The sequence below is a fragment of the Streptomyces sp. NBC_00078 genome (assembly GCF_026343335.1).
Taxonomy (GTDB): domain Bacteria; phylum Actinomycetota; class Actinomycetes; order Streptomycetales; family Streptomycetaceae; genus Streptomyces.
Genome location: NZ_JAPELX010000001.1, coordinates 8,951,312 through 8,976,850 on the forward strand (window position 1 = coordinate 8,951,312; position 25,539 = coordinate 8,976,850).

16 protein-coding genes and 2 pseudogenes are annotated in these 25,539 nt (G+C 68.5%); 6 read left to right on the top strand and 12 right to left on the bottom strand.

From position 1 onward, the window contains the following. Window positions 1-1,059 precede the first annotated feature (1,059 nt). Window positions 1,060-1,803, bottom strand: a complete 744-nt coding sequence (locus OOK07_RS41610) for an SDR family oxidoreductase (RefSeq protein WP_266801753.1) — start codon at window positions 1,801-1,803, stop codon at window positions 1,060-1,062. Between the two features lie 94 nt (window positions 1,804-1,897). On the opposite strand from OOK07_RS41610, the gene OOK07_RS41615 reads away from it, so the two are divergent. The 4 genes from OOK07_RS41615 to OOK07_RS41630 all read left to right on the top strand — a co-directional run bounded on the left by OOK07_RS41615 (window position 1,898) and on the right by OOK07_RS41630 (window position 5,701). Beyond that, complete coding sequence (locus OOK07_RS41615; RefSeq protein ID WP_266802310.1) at window positions 1,898-2,458, top strand: TetR/AcrR family transcriptional regulator; 561 nt, start codon at window positions 1,898-1,900, stop codon at window positions 2,456-2,458. Between the two features lie 695 nt (window positions 2,459-3,153). Then, on the top strand, window positions 3,154-4,143 hold the full coding sequence (locus OOK07_RS41620; RefSeq protein ID WP_266801754.1) for an ornithine cyclodeaminase family protein: 990 nt from the start codon (window positions 3,154-3,156) through the stop codon (window positions 4,141-4,143). Between the two features lie 143 nt (window positions 4,144-4,286). Further along, on the top strand, window positions 4,287-5,060 hold the full coding sequence (locus OOK07_RS41625) for a hypothetical protein (RefSeq protein ID WP_266801755.1): 774 nt from the start codon (window positions 4,287-4,289) through the stop codon (window positions 5,058-5,060). Window positions 5,061-5,194: 134 nt separating this feature from the next. After that, a complete protein-coding gene (locus OOK07_RS41630) occupies window positions 5,195-5,701 on the top strand; it encodes a hypothetical protein (protein ID WP_266801756.1) in 507 nt (168 codons plus the stop codon). Window positions 5,702-5,885: 184 nt separating this feature from the next. Here OOK07_RS41630 and OOK07_RS41635 read toward each other — a convergent pair whose 3' ends face one another. The 10 genes and pseudogenes from OOK07_RS41635 to OOK07_RS41680 form a co-directional block, all read right to left on the bottom strand. Beyond that, window positions 5,886-7,328, bottom strand: a complete 1,443-nt coding sequence (locus tag OOK07_RS41635; protein ID WP_266801757.1) for a non-reducing end alpha-L-arabinofuranosidase family hydrolase — start codon at window positions 7,326-7,328, stop codon at window positions 5,886-5,888. Window positions 7,329-7,776: 448 nt separating this feature from the next. Next, a pseudogene (locus tag OOK07_RS43910) lies at window positions 7,777-7,895 on the bottom strand (IS6 family transposase); the annotation flags it as partial. 91 nt (window positions 7,896-7,986) lie between these two features. Further along, complete coding sequence (locus OOK07_RS41645; RefSeq protein ID WP_266801758.1) at window positions 7,987-8,412, bottom strand: adenylyl-sulfate kinase; 426 nt, start codon at window positions 8,410-8,412, stop codon at window positions 7,987-7,989. 40 nt (window positions 8,413-8,452) lie between these two features. Further along, the gene (locus OOK07_RS41650) at window positions 8,453-9,745 is read right to left on the bottom strand and encodes an MFS transporter (RefSeq protein ID WP_266801759.1); all 1,293 of its coding nucleotides are present in this window, start codon (window positions 9,743-9,745) and stop codon (window positions 8,453-8,455) included. Beyond that, entirely contained in the window at window positions 9,729-10,703 is a 975-nt protein-coding gene (locus OOK07_RS41655) for a glycosyltransferase family 2 protein (RefSeq protein WP_266801760.1), read from the bottom strand. The genes OOK07_RS41650 and OOK07_RS41655 overlap by 17 nt, the downstream gene beginning before the upstream one ends. Before the next feature lie 11 nt (window positions 10,704-10,714). Continuing rightward, window positions 10,715-11,686: a dimethylarginine dimethylaminohydrolase family protein gene (locus tag OOK07_RS41660; RefSeq protein ID WP_266801761.1), complete on the bottom strand. Its 972-nt coding sequence runs from the start codon at window positions 11,684-11,686 to the stop codon at window positions 10,715-10,717. Then, window positions 11,677-13,005, bottom strand: coding sequence for a sulfotransferase (locus OOK07_RS41665; RefSeq protein WP_266801762.1), 1,329 nt, complete (start codon window positions 13,003-13,005; stop codon window positions 11,677-11,679). The genes OOK07_RS41660 and OOK07_RS41665 overlap by 10 nt, the downstream gene beginning before the upstream one ends. Next, window positions 13,005-14,882 (bottom strand): alpha-galactosidase, encoded by a 1,878-nt coding sequence (locus OOK07_RS41670; RefSeq protein WP_266801763.1) that lies wholly within the window; start codon window positions 14,880-14,882, stop codon window positions 13,005-13,007. The genes OOK07_RS41665 and OOK07_RS41670 overlap by 1 nt, the downstream gene beginning before the upstream one ends. A gap of 1,391 nt (window positions 14,883-16,273) precedes the next feature. Next, entirely contained in the window at window positions 16,274-17,308 is a 1,035-nt protein-coding gene (locus OOK07_RS41675) for a ricin-type beta-trefoil lectin domain protein (protein ID WP_266801764.1), read from the bottom strand. Window positions 17,309-17,544: 236 nt separating this feature from the next. Next, entirely contained in the window at window positions 17,545-20,235 is a 2,691-nt protein-coding gene (locus OOK07_RS41680; RefSeq protein ID WP_266801765.1) for an RICIN domain-containing protein, read from the bottom strand. 752 nt (window positions 20,236-20,987) lie between these two features. On the opposite strand from OOK07_RS41680, the pseudogene OOK07_RS41685 reads away from it, so the two are divergent. After that, window positions 20,988-21,383 (top strand): annotated as a pseudogene (locus OOK07_RS41685) (glycoside hydrolase family 5 protein); the annotation flags it as partial. A gap of 208 nt (window positions 21,384-21,591) precedes the next feature. Then, window positions 21,592-21,861 (top strand): hypothetical protein, encoded by a 270-nt coding sequence (locus OOK07_RS41690; protein WP_266801766.1) that lies wholly within the window; start codon window positions 21,592-21,594, stop codon window positions 21,859-21,861. A 442-nt stretch (window positions 21,862-22,303) separates the two neighbouring features. On the opposite strand, the gene OOK07_RS41695 is transcribed toward OOK07_RS41690, so the two are convergent. Next, window positions 22,304-25,333: a glycoside hydrolase family 2 TIM barrel-domain containing protein gene (locus OOK07_RS41695; RefSeq protein ID WP_266801767.1), complete on the bottom strand. Its 3,030-nt coding sequence runs from the start codon at window positions 25,331-25,333 to the stop codon at window positions 22,304-22,306. Window positions 25,334-25,539 lie beyond the last annotated feature (206 nt).

Sequence of the window (25,539 nt, forward strand, 5' to 3'; positions counted from 1 at the left end):
GCACGGCGTCCCATCATGCGCTTCTGGAGCTTCACGTCGGTGATCCGGCCCTCGTTGACGCCGGAGTTGTGAGGCGTGGTGATGCCGGGGGCGACCGTGTGCTGCTCCTCGTGGGCAGGGCGGTAGTCATACCGGCGAGGGGCGCCAGCCCGCTGTTGACTGGTCGTCCGAGCCAGCCCGGCAGCGGTGTGGCCTCGCGGGCGTCGAGCATGGCGGCGACGTCCCGGACCAGGCCGTGGGTGAGCTGGAGTTCCGGGCAGTGTCCAAGCAATCGGTGCAGGCGCTCGGCGGTTTGCGGGCCCGTGCCGGCCGGGGCTGGTGATGATCCAGCGTGCGGCATCGCGTGGGGATGGTGGTCGTTCGCGGGGTTCGTCCAGGGGCAAGCCGCGTCTGAGGGGTACGCGGGCCATCTTCACGCGCTGGTAATACCCCAGGAACCCTTTGCCGACGAGTTCCTGATGGAAAATCATCGCGCTGTGTTCGCCTTCGTCCCAGCGTTGCTGCAGGTAGTCGAGGTAGGTATCCAGGGTGGACGAGCGCCGGGGAGCCCGCCGTACGACCTCCGCAAGGAGTGGGCCCGGGCGTACTTGCCTACTGTGCGGCGATCGAGGTTGAGTTCACGGGCCACGGAGCTGTGTGGCTCTATCGGTAAGTCCTGACACCGGTTGTCGATCGGCGGCGACACCGCTCGGTGTCAGCGGAGAGCGATATCGCCGAGTCTTGACACCACTTGAGGGCTTGCGGTGGGACGCTGGTAGTGCTCTGTGTGACGAGGGGGCACCGGTGCCACCAAAACCCAAAGTCGATCTGTATGCGGCGATACGCCGTGATGTGCGGGCAGGCATGTCGAACCGGGCCTTGCGGCGCAAGTACGGGGTGGGCTTTCGGACGGCGAGGGCGCCCATGGAGTCCTTCTGGCCGGAGCCGCGAAAGCAGTTGCCACCCCGCAAGACACGGCTGGACTCGTTCAAGCCGGTGATCGACCAGATGCTGCGGGCGTATCTGGACGCGCCGCGCGAGCAGCGGCACACAGGCTCGGGGAGACCGGGGTGGCAAGTGTCATGCCTGGACGGTGGGACGGACGTTGATCTCGCCGATCTCGACGTCGCTGGGCTGCTCGATGGCGAAGGCCACCGCGCGGGCGACCGCCGCCGGAGGGATACCCACCGCGTCCATGTTCTTGCGCGTCTGCTCGCGGATGTTCGGGTCTGCCATGGAGTCGGCGAGATCGGTGCGGATGTATCCCGGCGAGATGGCTGTCGTGCGCACCACCCCGTCGGTGGACTCCCTGCGCAGCCCCTCGTGGACGGTGCGCACCGCGTTCTTGGTCGCGGCGTAGACAGCCATCGAGGGGGACACGCCGGACAGGCCGGCCACGGAGACGATGCTCACCAGGTGGCCCGAGCCTTGCTCGCGGAAGGCGGGCAGCGCGGCGGCGACGCCGTTGAGCATGCCGCGAAGGTTGACATCGATCATGGCCGACCAACTCTCGGTGTCGAGGTCGGCCAGCGGGCTGATCGGGGCGATGCCGGCGTTGTTCACCAGCACATCGATACGCCCGTACTGGTCGATGGTGGTGGCGACCAGGCGCTGCAGGTCTTCGGCCTTGGTGACGTCGACGACGCACGTGGCGGCACGGCCGCCCTGCTCCCGGATGTCCTGCGCTATGGCGTCGATGCGCTCGCTGCGGCGCGCTGCGAGGACGACCGCGGCGCCGCGCCGGGCGAGCAGACGGGCCGTGGCTTCCCCGATGCCGCCACTCGCTCCGGTGATAGCGACGATCTTGCCGTGAAGAGAGAGCACTGCTGCCTCCAAGTAAAGTGGACACGTGTCCGATGCGCGCTTCACCCTACCGGACACGCGTCCACTTGTAATGGCGGAACATCAGGAGATGCCCATGAGCGCGCCAGCACGCCGCCCGGATGCGGCGCGGAACCGGACCCGCATCGTGGAGGCCGCCCGCGCAGCCCTCGCCGAGTCCCCCCACGTCCACCTCAACGAGATCGCCAAACGTGCCGGTGTAGGACAGGGAACGCTCTACCGGAACTTCCCCAACCGCGAAGCGCTCCTCGCCGAGGTCTACCGGCGCGACGTCGAAAAACTCGTGACCGCCGCCCCCGCTCTGCTGGCGGAACACGAGCCCGTGGAAGCCTTGCGCCACTGGCTCGACCGAGTGATCGACTACGCCGAGATCAAACGGGGCGTCCTGGCAGCGCTCGAGCCGACGGCGTGGCAGGACCTCGTCGCCCACAGCCACAACCCCATCGAAGGCGCCCTCGCTCACCTGTTGGATGCCGGGAAAACGGCCGGTTCCATCCGCACGGACGTGGACGCCCGCGGGGTCCTCCTGCTCATCGCCTACCTCAGCCGCCTGGAACGGAATGAATGGGAAGCAACAGCACGGCCTCTGATGAACGTCATCCTCGACGGCCTGCGGCGACAGGATGCCGACAGGTGAGGACAACAGACCACCGAGGACATCCCGAAGCGCAACCCCAAGGTCACCACACAGGAGAGGAAAGACATCGACTCCGCCACCGAGCGGTGTCAGTTCTCATCGGCATGTCACGGCTCGCTGATCGATAAGTGCTGCCCAAACCCGTCGACAAGCGGTGTCCGCTCCCACCTGCAAAGCCAGCTGTGGGAACGGCCTGTACGGGTCAGTGTGTGCAGCTTCGAACAGCAGACGCCGCACACCCAACTCGATCCGAACGGCCGACCACCGACCGTCGCATAGGCCAGCTGCCGCACGTAGCGGCTGTGGACCCACTCGCTCGCCGTCCCGCATCCGCTACACGACGCCGGGTTCCGGGACCGCGTACGGGCCTGGACCACCACGACAGGACCGGAAGCATCGACCGAGATCACGACCACGTCCGCCAAATGAGGAAGCAGCGACGCCAGTTCAGCATGATCTAGCGCGGAACTCCGGGCGTTCACGCCCGGGAGGAGCACCGTCAGTAGCTGCCCACCGCCAGGGCGAGATGATCTCTGGCTACGAAGATCTTGCCAGAGCCGCCGATGCGCTCAGTCGCGTACGGATGTACGTGCTCAGTTGTCGGGCGTGTCGTGACCGGGGCGACGGGGGCCGGTGCTCGACGCTTTGGTTGTGCGGTCGCCAGCCGAATGACCGGCAACAGGAGGTTGAGGCGCATGCTCGTGCTGAGCCGCTCACAGGTCGAGGACCTGCTCGACATGGACTCGCTGATCGATTCCCTGGCCCCGGCGATGGCAGACCTCAGTGCGGGCCGTGCCTCGGTGCCCGATCGCGTTGCCGCCCTGGTGCCCGAACATGATGGCTTTCTGGCAGCCATGCCGGGCTTCCTGGCATCGGCCGGGATCCTCATGACCAAGCTGGTGTCACTCTTCCCTCACAACGACGGGGCTCGGCTGCCGACCCATCAGGCGCTGATCGTGGCGTTCGATCCCGCCACCGGCGAGCCCGCCGCCCTGCTGGACGGTACGGCCATCACCGCAGCGCGGACCGGCGCCTGCTCCGCGCTGTCGGCGCGGCTGCTGGCCCGCGAGGACGCGTCTGTGCTGGCCGTGCTGGGCACTGGCGTGCAGGCCCGGTCCCACGCTCGCGCGATCTGCCGTGTCCGCCCGATCCGGCAGATCCGTGTAGCCGGCCGGGACCCGGCGAGAGCCGCTGCCCTGGCCGAGGAACTCTCCTCCGTCATCGAGGCCGACGTGCAGGCCGCCGGAAGCTACGCCGAGGCCCTGGACGGCGCGGACATCGCCGCAGCGACGACGCACGCCATCGAACCCGTAATCCGCCGCCCCTGGTTGACACCCGGGGTGCACATCACGTCAGTCGGCTACAACCCGGCCGGCCGCGAGATCGACGACGCCACGGTCGCCGAGGCGCTGGTCTGCGTCGAGTCCCGCCAGGCCGTGCTCGCCCCACCACCCGTGGGCAGCAACGACTTGCTGATTCCGATCCGCAATGGCGTCATCACGGCCGATCACGTGCATGCCGAGCTGGGGGAACTCATCGCAGGCAGCAAGTCGGGACGCACCGCGCCGGATCAGATGACCCTCTACAAATCGGTCGGTGTGGCCGTACAGGACGCCGCAGCCACGGCTCTGGTCGTCGCGGCCGCCCGCGAGCAATCGATCGGCGAGAATATCACTCTGCAGTGACGCCGCCACCAGCAGGGGATCGGATCGCCCCATCCAAGCGGCTACTCGATCGGCAACGCACAGCGTGTGAAGACGCCTTCGCCGCCTCGGCGGGTCTGTTCCCCGCGGCGTGTGCGGAGCTGGCGGCCCCGCAGGCGGCGTTGATGACGCACGCGCAGTTGGAGGATCTGCTGGGGGCGCGGATGCGCGAGGTCACCCGTCAGGTGTTCCAGGAGCACCTGACGCTGCGGGCCAGAAACGAGGACCGTCGCGATCAGGTCGTGGACACCGCCGCTACCGGGTGCTCCCGGACCGAGAGGGGCCGGCATCGGACGCTGGCCACGGTGTTCGGCAAGGTCACCGTCGTTCGGATCGCCTACAGCAGCATCGGTGTGGCGGACCTGCACCCGGCCGATGCGGTGCTGAACCTGCCGGACCGTATGCACTTGCACGGGCTGGCCGGGCTCGCCGCGATCGAGTCCGCCCGCGGTAGCTTCGCCGATGCCTGCGAGCGGATCAACGCCGTCACCGGCTCCGGAATTGGGCACCGGCAGGTCCAGGAACTCGCTGTCAGCGCCGCCGCGGACATCGACGCGTTCTACGACGCTCTCGTGCCCGCTCCCTGCACCGACGCCACACCGCTGATCTTGTCGGTGGACGGCACGGGCATGGTGATAAGGCCCGAAGCGCTGCGCGAGGACACCGCCAAGGCCGCCGCAGCCAAGGGCGGCAACGTGACGAAGACCCGGCTGGTATCCGGGGAGAAGCACGGCAGGAAGCGGATGGCCACCCTGGGAGCCGTCTACGATGGCGAACCCGCGCCTCGCACAGTCAACGACATCATCGCGCCGGCCCTGACAGGCAAGACGCTGTCCACGGCGCGGCGCCCGAGCGCCGCCAGGGGCCGAAGGCCGGGTCGAAATGGTTGGGTTCGGTGAACGACACCGCCGCGCGGGTGGTGGCCGCCGTGTTCGACCATGCGCGACCCCGGACACCGCCGTCCCTGGGTCGTCCTGGCCGACGGGGCCCGCCATCAGATCGACCTAATCAAGGCCGAAGCACAGCGCGCGGTGTGGAGGTCCACATCCTCGTCGACCTGATCCACGTGCCCGGATATCTGTGGCGAGCGGCATGGTGCCTGCACGACAGCGGCGATGCCTCCGCCGAGAGCTGGGTCGCCCGTCACGCCCGCGTCCTGCTGGGCGGCGGCGTGCAGCAGACCGCCGCCGCACTCGAGGAAGCCGCCCGCGCCGCCGGACTGCATGGCTCCCAGCGCAAGGCCATCGACGAGGCCGTGAACTACCTGTCCGGCAAGGCCGAGCACCTGCGCTACGACACCGCCCTTGAACGCGGCTGGCCGATCGCCACCGGAATCATCGAGGGAGCATGCCGGCACCTGGTCAAAGGCCGTCTGGACATCACCGGCGCCCGCTGGGGCCTGTCCGGAGCCGAAGCCGTGCTCAAGCTGCGTGCCGTACGCGCCAACGGCGACTTCGACACCTACTGGACGCACCAGCAGCAGGAGTTCATCCGCAACCACCAGACGCGCTACCGCGACCAGGTCATACCCACCGCCTGATCGACTGCCCCCTCGGATCTGCACCCGTCCGGGTTCTCCGCGTGCACGGGCGGGCTCGGCCTTGCACCGAGCCCGCCGCTCCAACTCCACCCGTTCCTGATCGCTTGCTGTGACGCTCACCCGGTTCGGCCTACGTCGTTGCCCGCGAGCGTCAGGAACACCAGGACCTGCGTCACGCCACCGGCTAGCGCTGCAGTGTCAGTACCCCCGGCCGGTAAGGCAGGGTGCCGTAGTCCCCGCCGTCGGTGCTGGGGTCGCGCCCCTGGTAGAGGAACTGGAGGTTGCAAGGGTCGATGGTCTTGGTCTGGTCGGGGTTGGTGCGAACCAGATCGCCGTGGCTGATGTCCTTGGTCCAGGCCGTCGCACCGCTGTTGGCACTGCCGGCGAAGGGGTTGGTCACGGTGTCGGCCTGCGGCTGAGGTGTCCACGTGCCGTTGAGGCTGGTGGCCGTGAACGAGCGGAAATAGCGACCATACCCTGTGTAATTCTGGGCCTCGACGATCATGAGGTACTGGTTCTGACCCTGGACCTTGTAGACCTCCGGCGCCTCGAACAGATTGAGCGCCGTGTCGCTCATGATCTTCGTGATCGAGCCGAAGGTGCCCGGGAAGTTGCCGATGGGCATGCTGGACCGGTAGATGTCGCCCTCGTCGTTGGCGAAGAACATGTACATGTTCGTGTCGTCGCCGATGAGGGTCACGTCGAGGGGGCCCCCCTTTGGGAGGGTGCCCGTGAACAGCTCCTGCTGCGGGCCCCAGCCGTTGGGGTCGGTGGGGTCACTTGAGGTGCGGTAGGAGAAGCTGTAGGGCCAACCCCCGTTGTAGGCAAGCACCCAGAGGTTCTTCGGGGCGAAGTAGAACAGCGTCGGCGCGATGCCATCGAAGGGAATCGTGTTCTGGGTGGCGGTGGCCATGTCGGACCAGTTCGTGAAGGGGCTGAAGGTCGTCAATCCCCAGCGCCCGTCGTTTCCTGCGAGGGTGTTGTGCGTCGTGGCATAGACGACGTGCTTGCCGTTGTAGACGACGCTGGTGAAGTCCTTGAGCGAGGCCCACCCCGCCTTCGGCTGCGCCAGCGGGCCGGTCGAGGTCCAGCGGTAGGCCGATGGAAGAGCACACGCGTTGCTCGCCCCGGACATGCCGGTCCACTTCTGGTTGGCGCCGCCTTGGCACGACCAGAGCCGCGCCTCCGTGCCGTTGGCCTTGCCCCAGCCCGAGGCTTCCAGGCACAGCCCGGACCGCACGCCGACGATCGTGCCGTCGGGGTTCACCCGCCACTGCTGGTTGTCAGTGCCGGTACACGTCCAGATCTGCACCGGGGTCCCGGCCGTGGTGCCGCCGCCCCGGGCATCCAGGCACTTGTTGCCGTACACGGTCAGCTGGCTGCTGTCCGTCAACGTCCACTGCTGGTTGATTCCACCGTGGCAGTCCCAGATGTGCACGTTCGCGCCGTCGGTCTGGCTGAAGCCCTCCACATCGAGACAGCGGCCGGAATCAACACCGCGCACGTCGCTGGTGGTGGCCGCCTGAGCCGGGCCGGCGACGAGCAGCGCCGCCAGCGCGGCCAGGGCCGCGACCACGGCGGCGAACACCACCGACGGACGTCTGCGGCTGAAACTACGTCTGGGCATAAGGACCTCGTCATCCTTGAGCAAGCGACTCCGGTTCAGCCCGTCAGAGGCTGTCCGGAGGCGGTGTGGACACGACCCCGACTGTCCGATATATCGAACAAGGGTCGAAGAGTCGAAGGGTCGAGCAACCGGATGATTAGGGTTCCGGTGATCAGCGTCAATACCTCTCGCACGCTTCGCGGGCAGAAAGGTTCGCAGGCTGAAACCAGGCGGCTTCAAGTTCCGTGGTTGTAGGTCCCTGCTCGTCCTCACAAACCGCGACGTTTCCCGGTGGCCGACGATCTTCACCGAAGTCATCCACCCGCGACCAGGCCGAGCATCCCGAACCCCTCACACGCCGGACCCGTGACCAGCAACTTCACGATGCACAGGGCGTTGTCACGTTGTTGGGTGTGTGTCTGCCTGACGGCGCGTCGGGGCAGGGTGGGCTTGGGAGCCAGGCCTGTGCTCAGGCCGCGGTGGCAAGGCCGGCGACGCCGGTGATCTGGTCCCAGATGCGAAGCGGACGGTCATCTCGGCGCGGTAGTGGTGTGCGGACGTCAGATGGCGGCGGGGTGTGATGTGAGGTCTCATGACTTCTTTGACGTGATGTTCTTGATGGCCCGGTGTGGCGTTGTGGTTTGCGGTACGGGTGTTCGCGGAGCGGGCCTGGTGCTGTTCAGGTGGTCGCGTCTGCGAAGTGTTTGTCTGTCAGTAGCTGCAGGATCAGTGTGGCCGGCTTTTGCGTGGAGGGTGTGGGTGTCTGGATGAGGAGGTCGGCGTCGTGGGGATTCCTGTGGGCTTGGGACGGGTCCGGGTCCGGGGTGGTGGTGGGCGTTGTGAGGTGTATGTGGAGGAAGTGTGTGCCGCTGTTGTTGTGGCGTTGGCGTACGGGGTGGGTGTTGTTCGTGTAGGGGGTGAGAGTGGAGGACACCAGGACGATGACGCCGTTGCGCGCGAGGACTTCGGCGGTCAGTCCGGCTCGCCGCGTGTCGTCGGTGTTGAGCACGGCCACGCGTTGCCCCGCGCCGCGCAGTCGCTCGGCCACTGTATGCGCGAGGCGCGCTGTGTGTGCTTCCGGCGGTCCGGAGAGCCACACGGTCACGCCGCAACGGCACGGCTTGAAGCCAGTCGGCATGATCGGGTCAGCCTCGTTTCGCGGTGGGTGAGGTGGTGCGGTGCGTGCTGAGGTGTCCGGACAGGGCCCACCAGAGCGTGCCGTAGGTGATGACGATGCCCGCGATGCACAAGGCGGCCTGTGGCGCGTCCATGGTCGTCGCGAGGCCCCCGGCAACCAGTTGGCTCACGCCGAGGGAGAGGGTGGAGAACATGAAGTCGGCGCTGAGGACTCGCCCGCGGATGTGGTCCGGGGTGGCCGACTGCAGGGCGAAGGATGACAGTGTGGAGTTCATGCTGCCGCCGATGTGGGCTGCGATGACCAGCAGGACGGCCAGTGGAAACCAGCTGACGGCGGAGAAGCCCGCGTAGGCGAGGCCGAACGTGAGAGTCGAGGCCAGGGTGAGAAGGCGGATCCGGCGCTCCCGGCCCGACAGAAGCCGTCGGCCCAGCACGGGTCCGATCAGTGCCCCCGCTCCGCGGGCGGCGTAGAGCAGGCCCACGCCGGCATCGCCCACGTGGAACACGGTGGCGCCGAGGGCGGGGAACAGCGCCAGTACTCCGTTGCCCAGGGCGGTTCCCGGCTTGGCCAGCAGCAGGGCGACGATGCGGCGGTCCTGGCGGGCGAACGATGCCGTCTCGCGGAGATCGTCCCGCACTGTGCTCCGCGGCTTGCTGCCCCCGCCGCCACCGCAGGGGCTCCTCACTCGCTGGACCAGGGCCGCGGAGACGCAGAAGGAGAGCACGTCGAGGGCGAAGCACCAGTGGGTGCCGAGGGTGGAGGCGAGCAGCGCGCCCAGCGAAGCTCCCACCGCGAGCATGACGCCCCAGGCGCCGCCGGTGAGGGCGTTGGCGGTGAGCAGGTCCGATTTTGGAACGAGGTTGGGGAGCACGGCGTTCGCCGCGGGACCGTAGAAGGCCTTCACGCCTGCGACACCGCCCAGCGCGATCAGTGCGATCCAGGCGGTCGACTCGGTCCGTACGAGGAACAAGGTGGCGACGAACCCGGCGGACAGCAGATCGCAGATGATCATCAGCCGGCGGCGGTCGACACGGTCGACGACCACGCCGGCGTATGGGGACATTGCGGCGATGACCAGCGTGTCGGCCGCGAGGACCAGTGCCCCCCACAGGGGGGCACTGGTCAATTCCTGGAGCAGGGCCAGAAGCGGGATCATCGCGAACCAGTCGCCGCCCAGGCTGACCAGCTGGGACAGGTAGACGCGGCGGAAGTCGGCTTCCTCGCGCAGCAGTTGGCCGGCCGGTCTCGGTCGTGGGGGAGTGGCCGGCGCGCTGTCCGTCGCGCTACTGCCCGTCAGCACGCAGTGCCTCGCGTAGCTCCTGGGACTTTCCCGCGAGGAAGAGGCCGAGCCGGTGCCGGTTCACCTCGGGCAGCCGCTCGGTCACCTGCTCGTCCACCCGGGCGAGAAAGCCTCGGCCCAGGTCCAGGGCCGTTGCCATCGCGTCATCGGTGTTCTCCAGCAGGGCGAGCATCGCGATACGCAGGTCGCCGAGGCACATGTCGCGCTCGTAGACGGGCAGCAGTTCGGGGGCGTGCTCGCGGAGGATGTCCCCGGTGACCACCATCATGCGCATGCGGGCCGCGATGTTGTCCGGCTCGTACAGGCGCTGCGTGATGGAGCGTTCCCCCGCTTCCCGGATGCGCCAGTGGTAGACGACCTGCCCGACCACGTCCACCGACCGGGCCTCGATATGGGCCCGCACGGTGACCGGCGCGTCCTCGTACTGGGGGAGGGAGAAGGCGAAGCGGTGCTGGTCCCAGAAGGACCGGCGGAACACCTTGTTCCAGATCATCCGGTCGAGGATCAGAGCGCGGTCGCGGGTGATATGGGTGCGGCTGCGCGGGGCGGCGAAGACATCGGCGTAGCGCGGATGGCGGTGTGTCCCGGCGGAGTCGAGGCGCCGGACGTCTCCGGACGCGAAGTCGGAGCTGGTGGACTCCAGGGACTGCACCAGCGCCCGGTAGGCCGTCGGCGGTACGACGTCGTCGGAGTCGGCGAAGGCCAGATAGGTGCCGGTCGCCTGCTCGGCACCGGCGTTGCGGGCGGCGCTGAGACCTTGGTTGTGCTGGGTGATGAGGGAGAACCGGTCGTCCTTGGCCACCCATGAAGAGGCGATCTGCCGGCTGGTGTCGGTCGAGCCGTCGTCGACCAGGATCACCTCGATGTCCCTGAGGTGCTGGGTGGCCAGGGACTCCAGGAGTTCAGGGAAGTAGGGGGCGACGTTGTAGAAAGGAACGACCACGCTGAGCGTCGGCATCTGGGGCTCCCTCAGTCCTGGAATGTGCGGGCGAGAATTCCCGTGGCGCAGGCGATTCCCCCTGCGCCCTTGGTGAGTTCCGGTATCGGCAGGCGGGCGACGCACTCGACCCCGTGCCGGGACAGCAGGGCCTCCGTCGCGCCCGAGCCGGTCGTCATGAGGACCGCCCTCGGCGCGACCGTGACGAAATTGAACGCCAGGTGGGTGCGGACCTCCTCGGACTCGGGGATGTCGACGACCGTGAAGCCCAGCTCGCGCAGGTTGCGGATCTCTGCGGGGTTCATGATCGAGGTGCGGGCGGCGAGCAGGTCCGCGTCGAGTACCTGAAGCACACCGAGCAGGTGCTGGATGCCGGTGGGGACGGAAAGCCGCAGGACGCGCGCGCCCTGCTGCCCGGCCTCGTCGGCGACCTGCTGTGCCCCGGCCTCGTTCGTGCGCGCGCCGAGTCCGACGGCGACCAGGTCGGAGCGCAGCCACTGGGCGTCGGCGCCCTCGAAGACGCCGTCGGCGCCGACGGTCCGGGCCACCGGGATGCCGAGCCGGGCGCAGAGCCTGAGGGTCTGGAGTTCCTCCCCGGCCCGGACGGCGCTCGCCATCCGGGGAATCACGGCGCCCGCCTTGGTCATCCACAGCAGGTCGCGCGCGTACATCGCGTTGGCGCCACGGTACGGATTCCTGCCGGGGGGCTCCGGGGCGGGCAGTTCGTGCACGGTGACGCCCAGCGTGCCGTACGCCTTTGCCAGCGCGTCCATGTCGCGGCGGAGCGCGGCGTGGTCGAGTCGTTCCAGGTGCTGGAGTGCGTCCGGCTCACCGGCGGTGAGGAGCGCGGCCGGCGGGCAGTGCAGGGCGACGTCGGTGAGCCGGTCGAAGTCGCGGCTCACTCGCAGTGGCGCCCAGTTCCCGCCGGCTGCGATGTCCTCGTCGTGCCGTCCGGCGCGGGCGCGCCAGCCCGGCCCGTGGTAGGCGGCGGCGGTCACACCCACCGGTCCTCCTCCCCCTTGCGGTAGCCGAGTTCGTCCGCGACGTCGAGGATGCCCGGCTGGTCGACAGCGGGGAGCACGAGGTGGGCCCGTTCTCTCCAGCGTGCCGGGCGGGGCCGCGCGGTCGCCATCACGACCGGGAGGCTCACCGGACGGGGCGGCTGCGGGATCCCCGCGAACGTGAAGACGGACCGGAGGGTTTGCTCCCGGGTGGCGGGATCGAGGATCTGCTCGAACGGCACGCGCAGGATGTCGTCCGCGGTGTCGGGGCCCAGTGTGTCCAGGGCGGACCGGTGCGCCCCCGCCCACTGGTTCGCGCACACCCATTCAAGCGGCTGATCGACGAGTTTCTCCCAGCCTGGGGGGATGTCGAAGTTCCACCAGCGTCGGGCGGCCGCGCCGAGTTGAGAGTATCCGTCGATCGACAGGGTGTGCCGGTCTGAGACGTCGTAGGAGAAGAATCCCCGGTCGCGCCAGCCGTCGTAGAGCCCGTTCACGCTCGCGGCGGGGTTGCGGGTGAGGTGGATCACCCGTATTCGGGCGTTGGGCATCAGCCGTCGCAGCACCGGAAGCCGGTAGGCGTCGACCGAGGACTTGATCACTACGGGGTGGCGCCGCAAGGCGCCGCGGTCGGCGGGGGTGCGGGCCCGGGGGACGACGAACGGCGGTTCCTCGATGCAGTAGCCGTCGTGGGGCGTGCGCAGGCCGTCGGCGGACGCCTTGCCCCGGAAGGCGGGCGGTACGTCGTAGAACGACGGATCGATACGGGGATGGGTCACGCGGAGGTGGTGCAGGACCGCCGTGAACAGTGTGTCCGGCTCGTCGGGTCGTGGACACGTCCCAGCGGCGTGGTCGACGGCCTCCCGCACGCTCGCGTACGCGATTTCCTCCAGCGGCCACTGCAGGGCGAGACGCCGCGTCGCTGCGGCCGCGTACAGCTGCCGGTCCGCGGCGCTGACGGGGGGACGGGCCGGGCCCGATCCGAGAAGGGACATGAAGTCCCTTGAGAACGCGGTCCAGTCGAACGCCACGTCCGGCTCCAGGACGTCGGAGCCGTCGCGGCCGCGGTCCAGCCGGTTCAGCTTGTACAGAGCGGTGTGCTCGCCGGCGATGGACAGCACGTCCGGCTGGTCGGAGAGGATCTGATGGAGAAGGCTGCTGCCGCCCCGGGACGAGGCCACGATGGCCACGGCGCTGGTGACGTGGGACAGGTCCGCGTCCGTGGCCGGCCGGTCGGGTGCCGCGCCGTCCACCTCGTCCAGCGTGTGCCGGGCGGCGGCGATCGACCGTTCGCGGGAGGGGACTTCGAAGGCAGGCACCATCAGAGCCGGCCCTCGCTTCCCGCAGCCCCTTCGAAGACGATGCCGCCGCCGGGCGGGACATCGATGGTCAGCGGGCCCCCAGGGTGCTCGCGCCCGGTGGTGAGCCGTTCGCCGGTGGGCGACAGGACGCTGAAGGAGAGCCCGTCAGCCTGCGCGTCCACCGTGAGCCGGGTGGCGTACCCGCCGTTGAGTACGACGGCCGGCCGGTGGACCCGGCACGATGTGGCGGGCTGGAGAACGAAGACGACATCGCGCGCGTCGGCCGCGGCCCGCAGGACGCTGTGCGAGGCGTTGTCAGCGCTACGGTGCTGCAGGAAGCCGCTCAGGTTGTCCGCGTAGAGCTGGTGATGCCACCGGAGCACGTCCTTGCTTTCGTCGGACAGGCGCGCGAAGTCCGAGCCGTAGGCCGGGATCCCGGCGGCCAGCATGACGATGACCGACACGGCGACGTCCGTCGGTGTGTCACCCGGGCCGAACGTCTGGTAGTCGTTGATCGAGGCGGGCGTGTAGGCCTGTACGTGCAGCGTGCGCAGGAAGTTCGTCCGCGGGTCGAACGGGGCGTCGCCGGCGCGCATACAGGTGCCGTACGGGGTGAGGAACGCCGTGCCGTAGTTCTGCTTGAGTTCGACGATGTAGTCGGGTGAGACCTCGCGGGTACGCCGGTCGGCGTCCTCCAGCATCAACTGCAGCCCTATGAGCATCGAGTCCAGATCGTGCTCGTGGTGCGGGCTTTCGCACCGCAGGTCGGGTATCCAGTTGAACAGGTCGTACTTGGCTCCGTGGAAGCCGTAGTCCTCGACGAGCCGTACGCAGACGTCGGCCATCACCCTGCGCGCCTCGGCGTTCATGAAGCACAGGGAGTAGAACTGCGTCTCGCCCAGGACGGGTTCACCACAACTCGGGGCGATGAGCAGGTGACGGCGGTCGGCGAAACAGTCGGCGGCGGGACCGACGGCGTGGGGGGCGCACCAGATGACGGCCCGTGCACCCATGGCGTCGAGACGGCGTACCAGCCCTTGCATGTCGGGGAACTTGGCGGGATCGGGCTGCCAGTCACCGATGTTCAGGGGGGTGTCGTACGCGGTGTCGAGGCCGGGGCCGAACCAGCCGTCGTCGATGATGAAGTTCCGGACACCGACATCCAGGCCGATCTTGACGTTCTCCAGGACCATGTCCGCGCTGATGTCGTCGCTCGCCCAGTCGGTCCAGCTGCACCAGAAGGGTTCGAACGACTCCCTGACGATGCGGTCCCGCAGCCCGAAGACGGTCCGGGTCCGCTCCGAGAAGTCCCGAAGGACGTTCAGCCATGGCCCGTGACCGCCTTCCGCCGGCCGGGTGAGGAGATAGACGTGTTCGGTCACGGATCCGTCGGCGGCCGGCACCGAGCGTGGCAGCGGATACTCCTTGGTGCCGCGCCGGACGCTCACCTCGACGCCACGCGTGTGTACGTTCAGGGCGCGGTTGGAGACGGGTTCCAGGAGGCGGAGATCGGTCTCGGCGAGGGCGCCGATGACCCCCATGGCCAGTTCCACGTTCCCGTCCCGGCCGGTGAACATGTAGAGCGGAACCTTCACGTCGTTGATCTTCGACTGGGCGAGCCTGCCGTACTTCCAGAAGCCCGTGACGTGCATGAGGTTCATGAACCACCGGCCACTGTCCGGCGGGACGACCTCGTCGAAGTTCCCCATCGGGGCGCGCAGCAGATACTCCAGCGAGACGATCCGCTCATCCCTCGGAGGGCGCACAGACACCTGGAAGGGTGCCGTCCTGCCGACGCTGACTTCGAAGTCGTCCTGGGTGATGTCGGCTGTTTCCCCGAGCGCGAAGGGGCCGAACTCCCTTTCCTCTCCCGATTCGAGCCGAACGATCAGTCGCATGCGTGGTAACGCGGTCATCGATTGCCCTTCTGGTGGCAGAAGGCCCACTCGGTGCGGTGAGCTTGAACTCTGTTACACGCCGTTCACGTTCGGTAGGCAACCATAAGCAAACACAACACGTCAATTTCCTGCTCAAATTCCTTACCGAATCAACAAAGTTGCATCCAAGTGAACATCCACAGTCACGCGCGCCATCGGCGAGGTGTGGCCGCTGTCCGCGCAGCCGGGATACACCGTCGCCCCCGCCGCCCGGCTGCGTACGCTGAAGCCCCCGGATCCTTAGGTTCTCGTGGTCGTTGCAACACCCCGGTTCAGGGGTGGCAACGGACTTCGGGATCCGCAGGACCGGAGCCGCAGGGACCCAGGATGCTGGTCCAGGAGCGGGAGGCATGTTTCCGGCCAACCATCAACAGGCGTGCTGGTCAGGCGTGTTGATCCTCGTTGTGCGCCCCGGCCTCCATGACGCAGCGCCTGTGGCGGCGACGTCGAGGTCTGCAGGGCGGCGGACCCAAGCCCGCCGGCTGCGGGCTGGCCGAACGGCGAGCCTGTTCCTGGGAGCCGTCACTGCGTTGTCGGCCACGCGGTCGCCGAGATCAACGGGCTCAAGGGCCGAGGACGGCGGCCGGCGGACATCGGCGCCGCGGCGCTCCCGGGGGCGCCCCATGTGGGCCAGCCTCCGGTGATCCTCGCGCGCCTGGACCACTTCCGGGCATCCGGCCAGTCCGACGACGCTGCCTCCGCTGCCAGGCACGCTCATCAGCCGGCACCGGTGGCGTGGTCAGACTCGTTGGTGCGCCGCCAGGTACACCCGGGCCTGTGCAACGCGGCCGGTCCGCGCAGCCACACAGTCCGGGCACGCCGGACCCCCGGGCGGCAACCGTCTCCACCCCGTTGCGGAGCCGCGCCGCCGGCCTCTCCTTCGACGGGTCCAGCGGCTCCTCCCGCGTCCAGGTCGGCAACGCACGCCGCAAGCCCCCTGCGGCACACGACACAGCGCCGGGCCCGGTCCCGGGCCGCGGCGTTCAAGAACACCTCACCTCGCCCTGGAGAGCCCCTACGACGTCCTGCTGGCCGGCCACGTCGGTAACCGACGACAGCGGACTCCGCACCGGCAGGGCTGTACCCCTGCGCGATCCGCCCCAGGAACGAGAACGACAGCGTCCTCTCACCCGGTAGGGGAGTCACCCGAAAGGCACCCGCGGCCAGCAACAGCTTCCCCACCCATCCCGTCGCTTGTGACAACTATCGTGCTTCGGCTCAACAGCCCCGCGCCCGACGGACGGTCCGTGGCAATGATGACGGCACCCGCGGGGGGAATTCCCGACGCCGCTGATCGACACGGGCGATCCCGGACCCGGGCCCGGAGTGGGCTCGGATCCGGGGGGCGATGGTCATCCGGCGGTCAGAGTGGTCCACTTCTGGTGGGAGCCGCCGTGGCAGGCCCAGAGGTTGCGTTGTGTGCCGTCGGTGGTGGAGACGCCGGGGATGTCGAGGCAGCGGCCGGAGGCGGGGTTGCGGTAGCCGCCGTTGTAGGGCTGCCAGATCTGGTTGGTGCCGCCGTGGCAGGCCCAGAGCTGCACCTTGGTGCCGTTGGCGGTGCCCCCGCCGGCGGCGTCGAGGCACTTGCCCATGGAGCGCAGGGTGCCGTCGGTGTAAGCGGACCAGAACTGGTTGATGCCATCGCCGCAGCTCCAGGTCTGGGCGGCGGTCCCGTCGGCGGTGCCGGCGCCGTTGACGTCCATGCACTTGCCGGCGATGCCGGATTCCACGCGTGCGGGGGCGGAAGCGGGATTGCTCAGCCAGCCGGCGCTTTCGGCGGTCTGGATGCCGCGGTGGAAGGCGTCGGCCATCTTCTGGTAGCCCGCGTCGTTGGGATGCAGGGAGTCGGCCAGGTCGGCCGTGGTCAGGCTGCTCATGTCCACGTACGCGACGTGCTTGCCCGCGGCCTGGGCATCGCTCACGATCTGGGTAACGGCCTGGTTGTACGCGGGTCGGTACTGCTCCACCGTGCCGTTGGTGGACACGATCAGGGAGGCCACGAGGACGGTCGCGTCGGGGACGGTGGCGGTGACCTGGTTGACCAGCGAGGTCAGCCGGGCGCCGGCGGTGGAGGGCTCGAAGTTTCCGTTGAAGTCGTTGGTGCCGATCTCCAGCGTCACGACATTGGGCCGGTAGCGGGTCAGCGCGGCGTCGGCGAGCGCGGCGATCTCGTGGATCTTGTGTCCGGAGTGGCCTTCGTTGTCGGGGTCGGACATCGAATCGTTCCGCCCCGTGCCGACGAAGTCCAGCGGATGGCCGTCCGCCGTGAGCTTGTCCCACAACGCACCTCGGTAGCCGTTGCCCGCGCTGCTTCCACGACCCCAGGTTATGGAGTCGCCCAACGGCGTGACCCGCAAGGGCGTGTTGGAGGCGGCGGCAGGGGTCACGCCTGCTGCCGTCACTCCGAGCGCGGCGGTGATGAGCGTGTGAGGGACAGAGTCCAGGAATTTCTCATGCAGATGTCCTCTTGTGACGAGTGATTGCTGGATCAACGGGGCTGAATCGCCGTTTCGACCCTGACCGGCGCCTCAAGCTGAGGGCCAGTGGGCGGGTGAGGCCGGAAAGCCATCGCTTTCCGGCCTCACCCGCCTGCTGCCCTACTGCCTTACGCGGGTTGACCCTGTCACTGGATGGTCCAGGCCTGGTTGGACTGGTTCAGGGCCATCCACTGTGCGATGGCGGCTCCGTTCGCCGTCGATCCGCTGCTCACCTCCAGGACCTGCCTGCTCTCGAAGTTGCGGATGAGGTATCCGCCGCTGGTCGGCTCGAAGTACCACAGCTGGTTGTTGCCACCGCCGTAGGTCCACTGCTGCGCCGCGGTCCCCTTCCAGTGGCTGGAGAAGTTCATCTCGAGGGCCTTGCCGCTGTTCCTGTTCACGATCTTGTAGAGCTGCCCGGTGACCGGAACGATGGTCCACTGCTGGTTGGCGCCACCGGTGCTCGGCCACTGGACGACGCCGCCGCCGTCGGCGGTGGACCATCCGTAGACGTCCATCATCTGACTGCTGTTGACGTTCTTGATCGTGTAGAACGTCGACGGGTTGATGGTCGGCGTACCGGTCGCGTCCTCCAGTGCCCCGCCGGCCCGCTGCACACTGAAGTCCGTGATGTAGAAGTACGCGCCGTCGGTCTTGGCGACCCGCACGTAGCGGAACTGCTGGCGGATGTCGACGTTGCTCGTGAGCGTCGCGGCGAGCGGCAGGGTGTCCGTCTGACGTCCCAGGACGGTGTAGCTGCCGAAGGACGGGTCGTTGGAGGCCCGGATCTCGAAGTTGCCGCGGGTCTCGGGCTGGTCCAGGTTCTGGCGGGTCGTCAGTGAGAACTGTCCGAGCTGGTAGGCCTGCCCCAGGTCGACCTGCCACCAGGCCGAGGTGTCGGTCCCGGTCGGCGACCAGCCGGTCGAGCCGTTGTTGTCGACGGCCTTCGAGGCCTCCGTGCCGGTGCCGTAGACCGACGAGGCGGACGCCGACTTGTTGTAGGCGAGGTTGAGCTTCGTCGCCAGCCCCTGGTATGCGGACTCAAGACCGGAGGCCTTGATCACCGAGTCGCCGGATGTCGTGTTGTTGGTGAGCGTGACGTTGGAGCCGTTGCGGTTCTGGTTGATGAATCCGTCGGTGTGCGACAGCACGTTGTTCGAAAGGGTCATGTTGTCCGACCCCTCGTCCAGGTAGACGCCGTGCACGGCGTTGCCGCAGGCGGACGGCACTCGTATCGCGTCGTGGACGTAGTTGCCGTTGATGACCGTGCCCGGGTCGTTCGAGAGGTGGTAGATACCGGCGGAGTCGCACAGCCGGTTCATCACGTTGCCGATGCGGTTGTAGCTGACGCTGTTGTTGCCCTCGGCGTTGGCCGCCGACTGCCAGCCCCAGCCGAGCGAGATGCCGGCCCACGGAGTGTCGGAGATGTCGTTGTGGTCGATGGTGGTGCTGTTGACGAAGCCCGCGTTGATGCCCGCGGTTCCCAGGTAGTCCTCACCGGTCCGGGTGATCAGGTTGTCCTTGACGGTGACGTTCTTGACCACCTCCCGGGGGTCCTCACCGGGCGGTGAGGTGGGCGGGTTGTAGACGGTGTGGTACTCCACGGTCGGGTCGGAGAACTTGCCGATCATGATTCCGTTGCCGGAGATGTCGTGGATCAGGTTGCCGGTCACGGTGCTGTCGTGCACACCGTGGTGCAGGTCGAGGGCGGTGGCGCCCATCTGGGTGAACGTGTTGCCGGTGAAGGAGAGGCGGTCGGCGTTCGCGGCCTGGACACCGGCCGGCGGACGGTCGACGTACTGGTTGTTGGAGTTGTCGGCCGAGATGTTGTAGTTGCCGCCCTGGGCGTTGAGGTAGCCGTTGTCGGTCGCTTCCATCCAGGTGGTCTGGGTGAAGGTGATCCCGGAGAAGCGCAGGTCGTGGACAGGACTGCCGAGGTTCGTGCCCTTGATGTCGACAAGCGTCTTGAGCGTCGGCGCCTGCACGGTGGCCGTGGACATGTCCTCGCCGGGACGGGGTTTGTAGTAGACGGTCTGCGCGGCCGTGTCGACGTAGAACTCGCCCGGCTCGTTGAGGAACTCGTGGGCGTTCTCGAAGTGCAGGGGAGAGCCGTCGCCGAGCCACGGGAAGGGGCGCTGGAAGAGGATGCCCGCCTCGTGGTCCTGGATGGACACGTTGGCGGTGTCGTTGCTGGAGTTGATCGACTTCAGCCGCAGGAAGCTCTCGCCCCACGACGTCTCGAGCATCATCTCGACCTGGTTGAGGTGGTCCCAGTTGGAGACCTGCGAACTGAGCACCTTCAGCAGCTTGTTGGTCTTGTCGCTGCCCTGCAACTGGAAGTCCGTGCCGATGTCGGGGAAGCGGGCCCGGGTGGCGCGGACCCCGTTGACGTACAGCTGCCGGAAGTTGAGGGTGCCCACGGACGCCTTGTACTCGCCGCCCGCGGCCGCGGTCCAGCCGGTGACGGCCTTGCCACTGGTGATCACGGGCGTCTCACCGTTGTACGCCTGGTAGACGACTGTGTGGCCGTTGGTGCCCGAGTCACTGGTGCCGAAGCTGATCGGGGTGGTGAGGGGGTAGGTGCCTCCGCGCAGGTTCACGACGATGTCGTCGGACATGTTCGTGTTGACGGCTCGGACCGCGGCCTTGGCGGCCAGGACGGTTCTGAACGCCGCGGCGGTGCTGGTTCCCGAGTTGCTGTCACTGCCGTTGACGGGGTCGATGTAGAAGTTCGTCGTGGCCGCGTAGGCGGGTTGAACGGGCAGTGCTGCCGCGAAGACGACAGTTGCCGCTGCGAGCGCCTTGACCGTCCCCGCGCCGATGCGCATGGGCCTCATCTGTGGTGTCCCTCCTCCATACCCCGCTGCTTATGAGTTGCATTTATCGGGGTAACAGGACGTCTACGTCAAGAAGATAGGCATGCTTATTTTTTCACGGGGGCAACATGCATGACATGCGGATGCATCAAGGCTCGAACCCGTGCACCCCGCCCGCAGCGAAGAAGGATCCCAGGTAGAGGCGCAATCGGCTCACGCTTGCCACGCCCACCCAACCTGTCCAGCGAAACAGCAACTGAAAATGAGTACTACTCATGTCGGGTGTTTGGTCGCTGTGTTCAAGTGCTTGGACAGCGAAGAACACCTTCTCCATGAGTGGCGGTCTGTCATGCGCTCCTTCGAGGAGCGCCTCGGGTGACCTCGCCCTCCGCCCGTCCGAGCCCAAGGCAGGTACGCCGCCGGGCACATCGATCCCGGCCCGTCGGCCCCATGAGCCGACCCAGCACCGACGGCATCCCACCACCCTGCTCCACACCTGACCCGACTCCCCGCAGAAGGAACGGACATGAGACAGGCAGTGCCCACGGCCGGATACTCACGGCGAGGCCCCTTCGGCCAGGCGGCACGGCTGCTGCTGACGTTCTTCGTCACGATCGCCCTGAGCGGCGGCAGCGCCCTCGCGGCCATCGCGCAGGACAGCGAAAGCGCCCCACCGGCCGCCAACCACACCATGAAGTTTGATGGCCGCCATGCAGCCCGGCTGGAACCTGGGCAACACCCTGGACGCCATTCCGGACGAGGAGTCCTGGGGGATGCCTCTCACCAACCGCGAGCTCCTCCGGAGGATCAAGGCGCAGGGCTTCAAGAGCGTCCGGATCCCGGTGACCTGGAGCAACCACCAGTCCGACACGGCCCCGTACACCATCGACGCCGCCTTCCTGGAGTGCGTCAAGGAGGTGACGGACTGGGCGATCGCCGAGGGCCTGTACGTCGAGATGCCCCTTCACCACGACTCCTGGCAGTGGATCTCGGCGATGTCACAGGACCACGACGCTGTCCGCGCCCGCTTCGACTCCACCTGGAAGCAGATCACCGCCACCTTCCGTAACACCTCGCAGAAGGTTCTCTTCGAGAGCGTCAACGAGCCGCAGCTCAAGGACGCCACCGACGCGCAGAAGACCGCGCTGCTCGACGAGCTCAACACCTCGTTCCACAAGATCGTGCGCGGTTCCGGCGGCAAGAACGCCACCCGCGTCCTGGTCCTGCCCGCTGGCCGGAGACCGCGCCCAGGGCGTCAACTGCCGTCTGTACGCCGACTTCTCCACCGGCGTCTCCTGGGAGTTCCGGATCATCACCGCCGCCGCTCCGACCGCCTCGGACTCCACCGGCACCACCACCGACGGCTTCAACGTCCCGATGGCCTTCCGCGGCGACCTGCTTGCCACCATGGAGGCCACGTACGCGGACGGCAAGGCCGCCGGGCCGCCCGACTGGACGACCTTCAAGGAGTACAACCGCAGCTTCGTCCCCGACTACACGGGCAACACCGTCGCCCTGCGCCCAGCCTTCTTCGAAGAGGTGCGCGACGGCGAACCCGTTACCCTGACCTTCCACTTCCGGACCGGTACGAAGGTCACGTACCGGATAACGACGAACGGCACCGCCGTCACCGGCAAGGCGGTGTGACGCCTTCCCGTCGGGTGAGCTTCGCCTCCCACGGATGAGGCGTGCTCGCCTCGGTGCGGTACTCCGGTCCGGTCGCTCTCGCGGCCGGACCGGAGTCGTCGGCCCCGGAACGGGAATCCGGCGGCAACCTTTGCGACGCCCGTGGCCATCAGGAGGTGGAAGGCCTCCGACACCGACCAGCACCCGTGCCCGTACCGCATCGTCGCGACCGGCGGCCACGGTCTCCCCGAGGGCGGTGTCCGGCGCCGCACCGCCGGCCGGGCGGATCAGGCCGGGTGCCGGCTACAAGGGTGTCGCCACCCATGACGACGCGACGGACGGCAACGGTGTCTGTCTGTTCGGTGCGAGCGACACTCGCGTCTTGACGCGTCGCAGCCCCGGACCGGGCACGGAGAGCAGGATCCGGGGCTGCGACGGTCCCCCTCCGGAGAGGGGCGGCTGCTCAGCTCTGCCACAGGGGAGTCAGGACGAAGGTGAAGTCGGCCGGTCCGAGTTCGAGCCGGTGCTGAGGCAGGACTCCGGGTCCCACGGCGGCCGTGCCGAGGCCCTGGACGGCGTGGTCGGTGTGGAGGTGGATCACCGGGCCGGGGACGAGATCGTTCTGGTGCCGTGCGGCGTCGAGCTGTCGGTCGGTCCAGCGGCGCGCGGCGAAATGGAACGGTTCCTCGCCCGCGACGCGCAGCCCGTTCCCGGCCGCGTCGGTGAAGGTGGCCCAGCGGGTGTCGGCGCGGTTGCCGTTCTCCTGGGGGCGCACGTAGGGCGTCTGCAGCTCGTCCACGGTCGCGCGGAAACGTCCGACGCGGACCGCCTGGCGCGAGTCGGGGTAGGCCTCGCCCGGGCCTGTGCCGAACCACTCCACCTGGGACCGGTCGGCGGGAATCTCCCAGTCGAGTCCGATGCGGGCCAGTGAGCGCGACTTGTCCCTGCGGGCCAGCTCCTGGTATTCCTCCGCAGGGAGTGCCGGGTCCACCAGGGGGTCGGGGAAGTCGTCGCCTCGCTCGGGCCAGTGGCCGACTGGTTCGGCGTGCACCCGCAGGCGCAGGCTGTCACCGTCGCTGTCCCAGCGGTAGGTGGTGAGGTAGCCGGAGCTGCCCGCGGCGGCGGCGCTGCGGACGACGACGGTCATGCCGTAGGCGTCAGGGGTGACGGAGACGGTGCGGTGCCGCAGTCGGTCCAGCCCGCGGTCCTTCCAGTAGGCGGCGTCGCGCTGGTGCCAGCCGCGGTCGTTGTCGGTGGGGGCGCGCCACAGGTTCAGCCGTGGTCCGCGGAGGGGGAGTTCGCCGATCCCGAGCAGACTTCCGGTGGTGCGGTCGAAGCGGCCGGGGCCGAGCAGAAGGTACTCGCCCTCGCTGTGCGCCGGGGCCGGCACCGCCGGCCGGCCGCGGCCGCTGTCGGTTGCGGGGAGCTGGAGCTGTCCCCAGGCGACCACGTGGCCTTCGGGGGCCCAGTCGGCGGGCTTGCCCAGTTCGGCCTGGACGGTGAGCCAGAGCTCGCCTGTGCCGTCCCCGCCCGGCGGGTCCAGGCGGGGCAGCGGCAGCCGTACGTGCTCCCCGGCCGCGAGTTCGGGCGTGGGCAGCACGCCGTGGTCCAGCTCGGTCCCTTCGCGGGCCAGTGACCAGGTGAACCGCAGGTGGGACAGGTCGAGGACCTCGTAGTGGTTCTCGACCGTGAGGCTGTCCGCCTCGGGGCCGGGGCCGATGCGGACGGGGGCGATCACCTTCGCGTACTCCAGGAGGCCGGGGGAGGGGGTGCGGTCGGGGAGGACCAGGCCGTCGCAGATGAAGTTGCCGTCGTGCAGGTCCTCGCCGAAGTCGCCGCCGTAGCCGAAGAACTCGTGTCCCTGGGCGTCGCGGGTGCGCAGTCCCTGGTCCATCCACTCCCAGATGTAGCCGCCCTGGACTCGCGGGTACTCGTCGCACAGCCGCAGGTATTCGGTGAGCCCGCCGGGCCCGTTCCCCATGGCGTGGGCGAACTCGGTGAGCAGGAAGGGCTTGCGGTTGCGCGGGTCGTCGGCCGGGTCGCCGGAGCCGGCGCGGGGCGGGTAGTTGACCTCGCCCGGCAGCAGCTGTCCCCGGCCGATCCGGGCGACGGCGGCGGGCGGCCGGTACATCTCGGCGTGGACGTCGGTGTACTCGCCGAGCCGGTCGCCCTCGTAGTGGATCGGGCGGGACGGGTCGCGTCGCCGGACCCACTCGGACATGGCGCGGAGGTTGCGGCCGTCCCCGGCCTCGTTGCCGAGCGACCACAGGATGACGCTCGGGTGGTTCTTGTCCCGTTCCACGGTCCGCTCGATGCGGTCCAGGCAGGCGTCGTGCCAGCGGGGGTCGTCGCAGGGGTTGCGCTGCCAGGGCTCGGGGTCGGCGTGCTCGAAGCCGTGGGTCTCGAGGTCGCATTCGGCCATCACCCACAGGCCGAGCTCGTCGCACAGGTCCAAAAACGCGGGGTGCGGCGGGTAGTGCGCGGTGCGCACGGCGTTGATGTTGTGCTGCTTCATCAGCTCCACGTCGCGGCGCATGACGTCGAGCGAGAGCGTACGGCCGTGATCGGGGTCGAACTCGTGCCGGTTCACTCCGCGCAGCACCACCCGGCGGCCGTTGGCCCGGAGCACCCCGGCCGCGTCGACGGCCACGCTGCGGAACCCGACCCGGATCCTGACCCGCTCGCTGGAGGTGGCCAGGTACGCCTCATACAGCTGCGGATCCTCCGCGCTCCAGGGCCGTACCGTCGCGAAGGTGAACTCGGCCCCGGCCTGCTGGTCGTGGATCCCGAGGGCTGGAATGTCGATCCGCACCGGCGCGTCGGCGTCGGCCTCCACCCGGAGCCGGCCCGCGCCGGTGTCCGCGTCGTAGTCGGCGTGCACGAAGACGTCCCAAATGCCGCCGGCAGGGCGGGCCAGCAGGGACACGTCCCGGAAGATGCCCGACAGCCGCCAGGTGTCCTGGTCCTCGAGGTAGGTGCCCGCGGAGAACTGGTGCACCCGGACCGCCAGCACGTTGCGGCCGGGCCGCAGCAGTTCGCTCACGTCGAACTCGGTCGGCAGCCGACTGCCGTGGGTGACGCCCAGCTCGCGGCCGTTGAACCAGACCCGGGCGCAGGAGTCCACGCCCTCGAAGCGCAGCACGGCCGGCGTGCCCGCCCAGGTGGCGGGCAGGTCGAAGATCCGGCGGTAGTCCCCGGTCTCGTTCTCGTCCGGGACATAGGGCGGGTCGACCGGTATCGGGTAGGCGATGTTGACGTAGATGGGCCGGCCGTAGCCGCGCAGCTGCCAGTGCGAGGGGACGTGCATCGTGTCCCAGGAGCCGTCGTCGAAGTCCGGGGCTTCGAATCCGTCCGGTTCCGCGCGCAGGACAGGCGAGAACCGGAACGCCCAGTCCCCGTTGAGGTCGATCCTGGGCGCGTCGGAGTCCAGAACCGCGCGCGCCGCGGCCCTGCCGCGGCCGGGTGCGTAGTCCTCGAAATAGCGTGCGGGCATGCGGAATCCTTCGCCGGTGGGGGGTGATGGGCGCGACCGTACTATCGAAGGTCGTTTACGGGAAGCGCCGCCGTCGCCGACAGGCGGCCTGTGGCGCGAGAGCGCAGTGATGGGATCACTCGTCGCCAGTCGTGAGCTGTTACGAAGCGCGTTGATGCCGACGTGAACGCCAGGCGATCGGCGGCACTTCATCCGCGTCGGCAAGG

What these genes read in the sequence shown, in the direction of transcription:
- OOK07_RS41690 (WP_266801766.1), top strand. Translation starts at nt 21,592, where the DNA reads ATGGCCTTCCGCGGCGACCTGCTTGCCACCATGGAGGCCACGTACGCG.
- OOK07_RS41615 (WP_266802310.1), top strand. Translation starts at nt 1,898, where the DNA reads ATGAGCGCGCCAGCACGCCGCCCGGATGCGGCGCGGAACCGGACCCGC.
- OOK07_RS41620 (WP_266801754.1), top strand. Translation starts at nt 3,154, where the DNA reads ATGCTCGTGCTGAGCCGCTCACAGGTCGAGGACCTGCTCGACATGGAC.
- OOK07_RS41625 (WP_266801755.1), top strand. Translation starts at nt 4,287, where the DNA reads ATGACGCACGCGCAGTTGGAGGATCTGCTGGGGGCGCGGATGCGCGAG.
- OOK07_RS41655 (WP_266801760.1), bottom strand. Translation starts at nt 10,703, where the DNA reads ATGCCGACGCTCAGCGTGGTCGTTCCTTTCTACAACGTCGCCCCCTAC.
- OOK07_RS41680 (WP_266801765.1), bottom strand. Translation starts at nt 20,235, where the DNA reads ATGAGGCCCATGCGCATCGGCGCGGGGACGGTCAAGGCGCTCGCAGCG.
- OOK07_RS41635 (WP_266801757.1), bottom strand. Translation starts at nt 7,328, where the DNA reads ATGCCCAGACGTAGTTTCAGCCGCAGACGTCCGTCGGTGGTGTTCGCC.
- OOK07_RS41665 (WP_266801762.1), bottom strand. Translation starts at nt 13,005, where the DNA reads ATGGTGCCTGCCTTCGAAGTCCCCTCCCGCGAACGGTCGATCGCCGCC.
- OOK07_RS41695 (WP_266801767.1), bottom strand. Translation starts at nt 25,333, where the DNA reads ATGCCCGCACGCTATTTCGAGGACTACGCACCCGGCCGCGGCAGGGCC.
- OOK07_RS41670 (WP_266801763.1), bottom strand. Translation starts at nt 14,882, where the DNA reads ATGCGACTGATCGTTCGGCTCGAATCGGGAGAGGAAAGGGAGTTCGGC.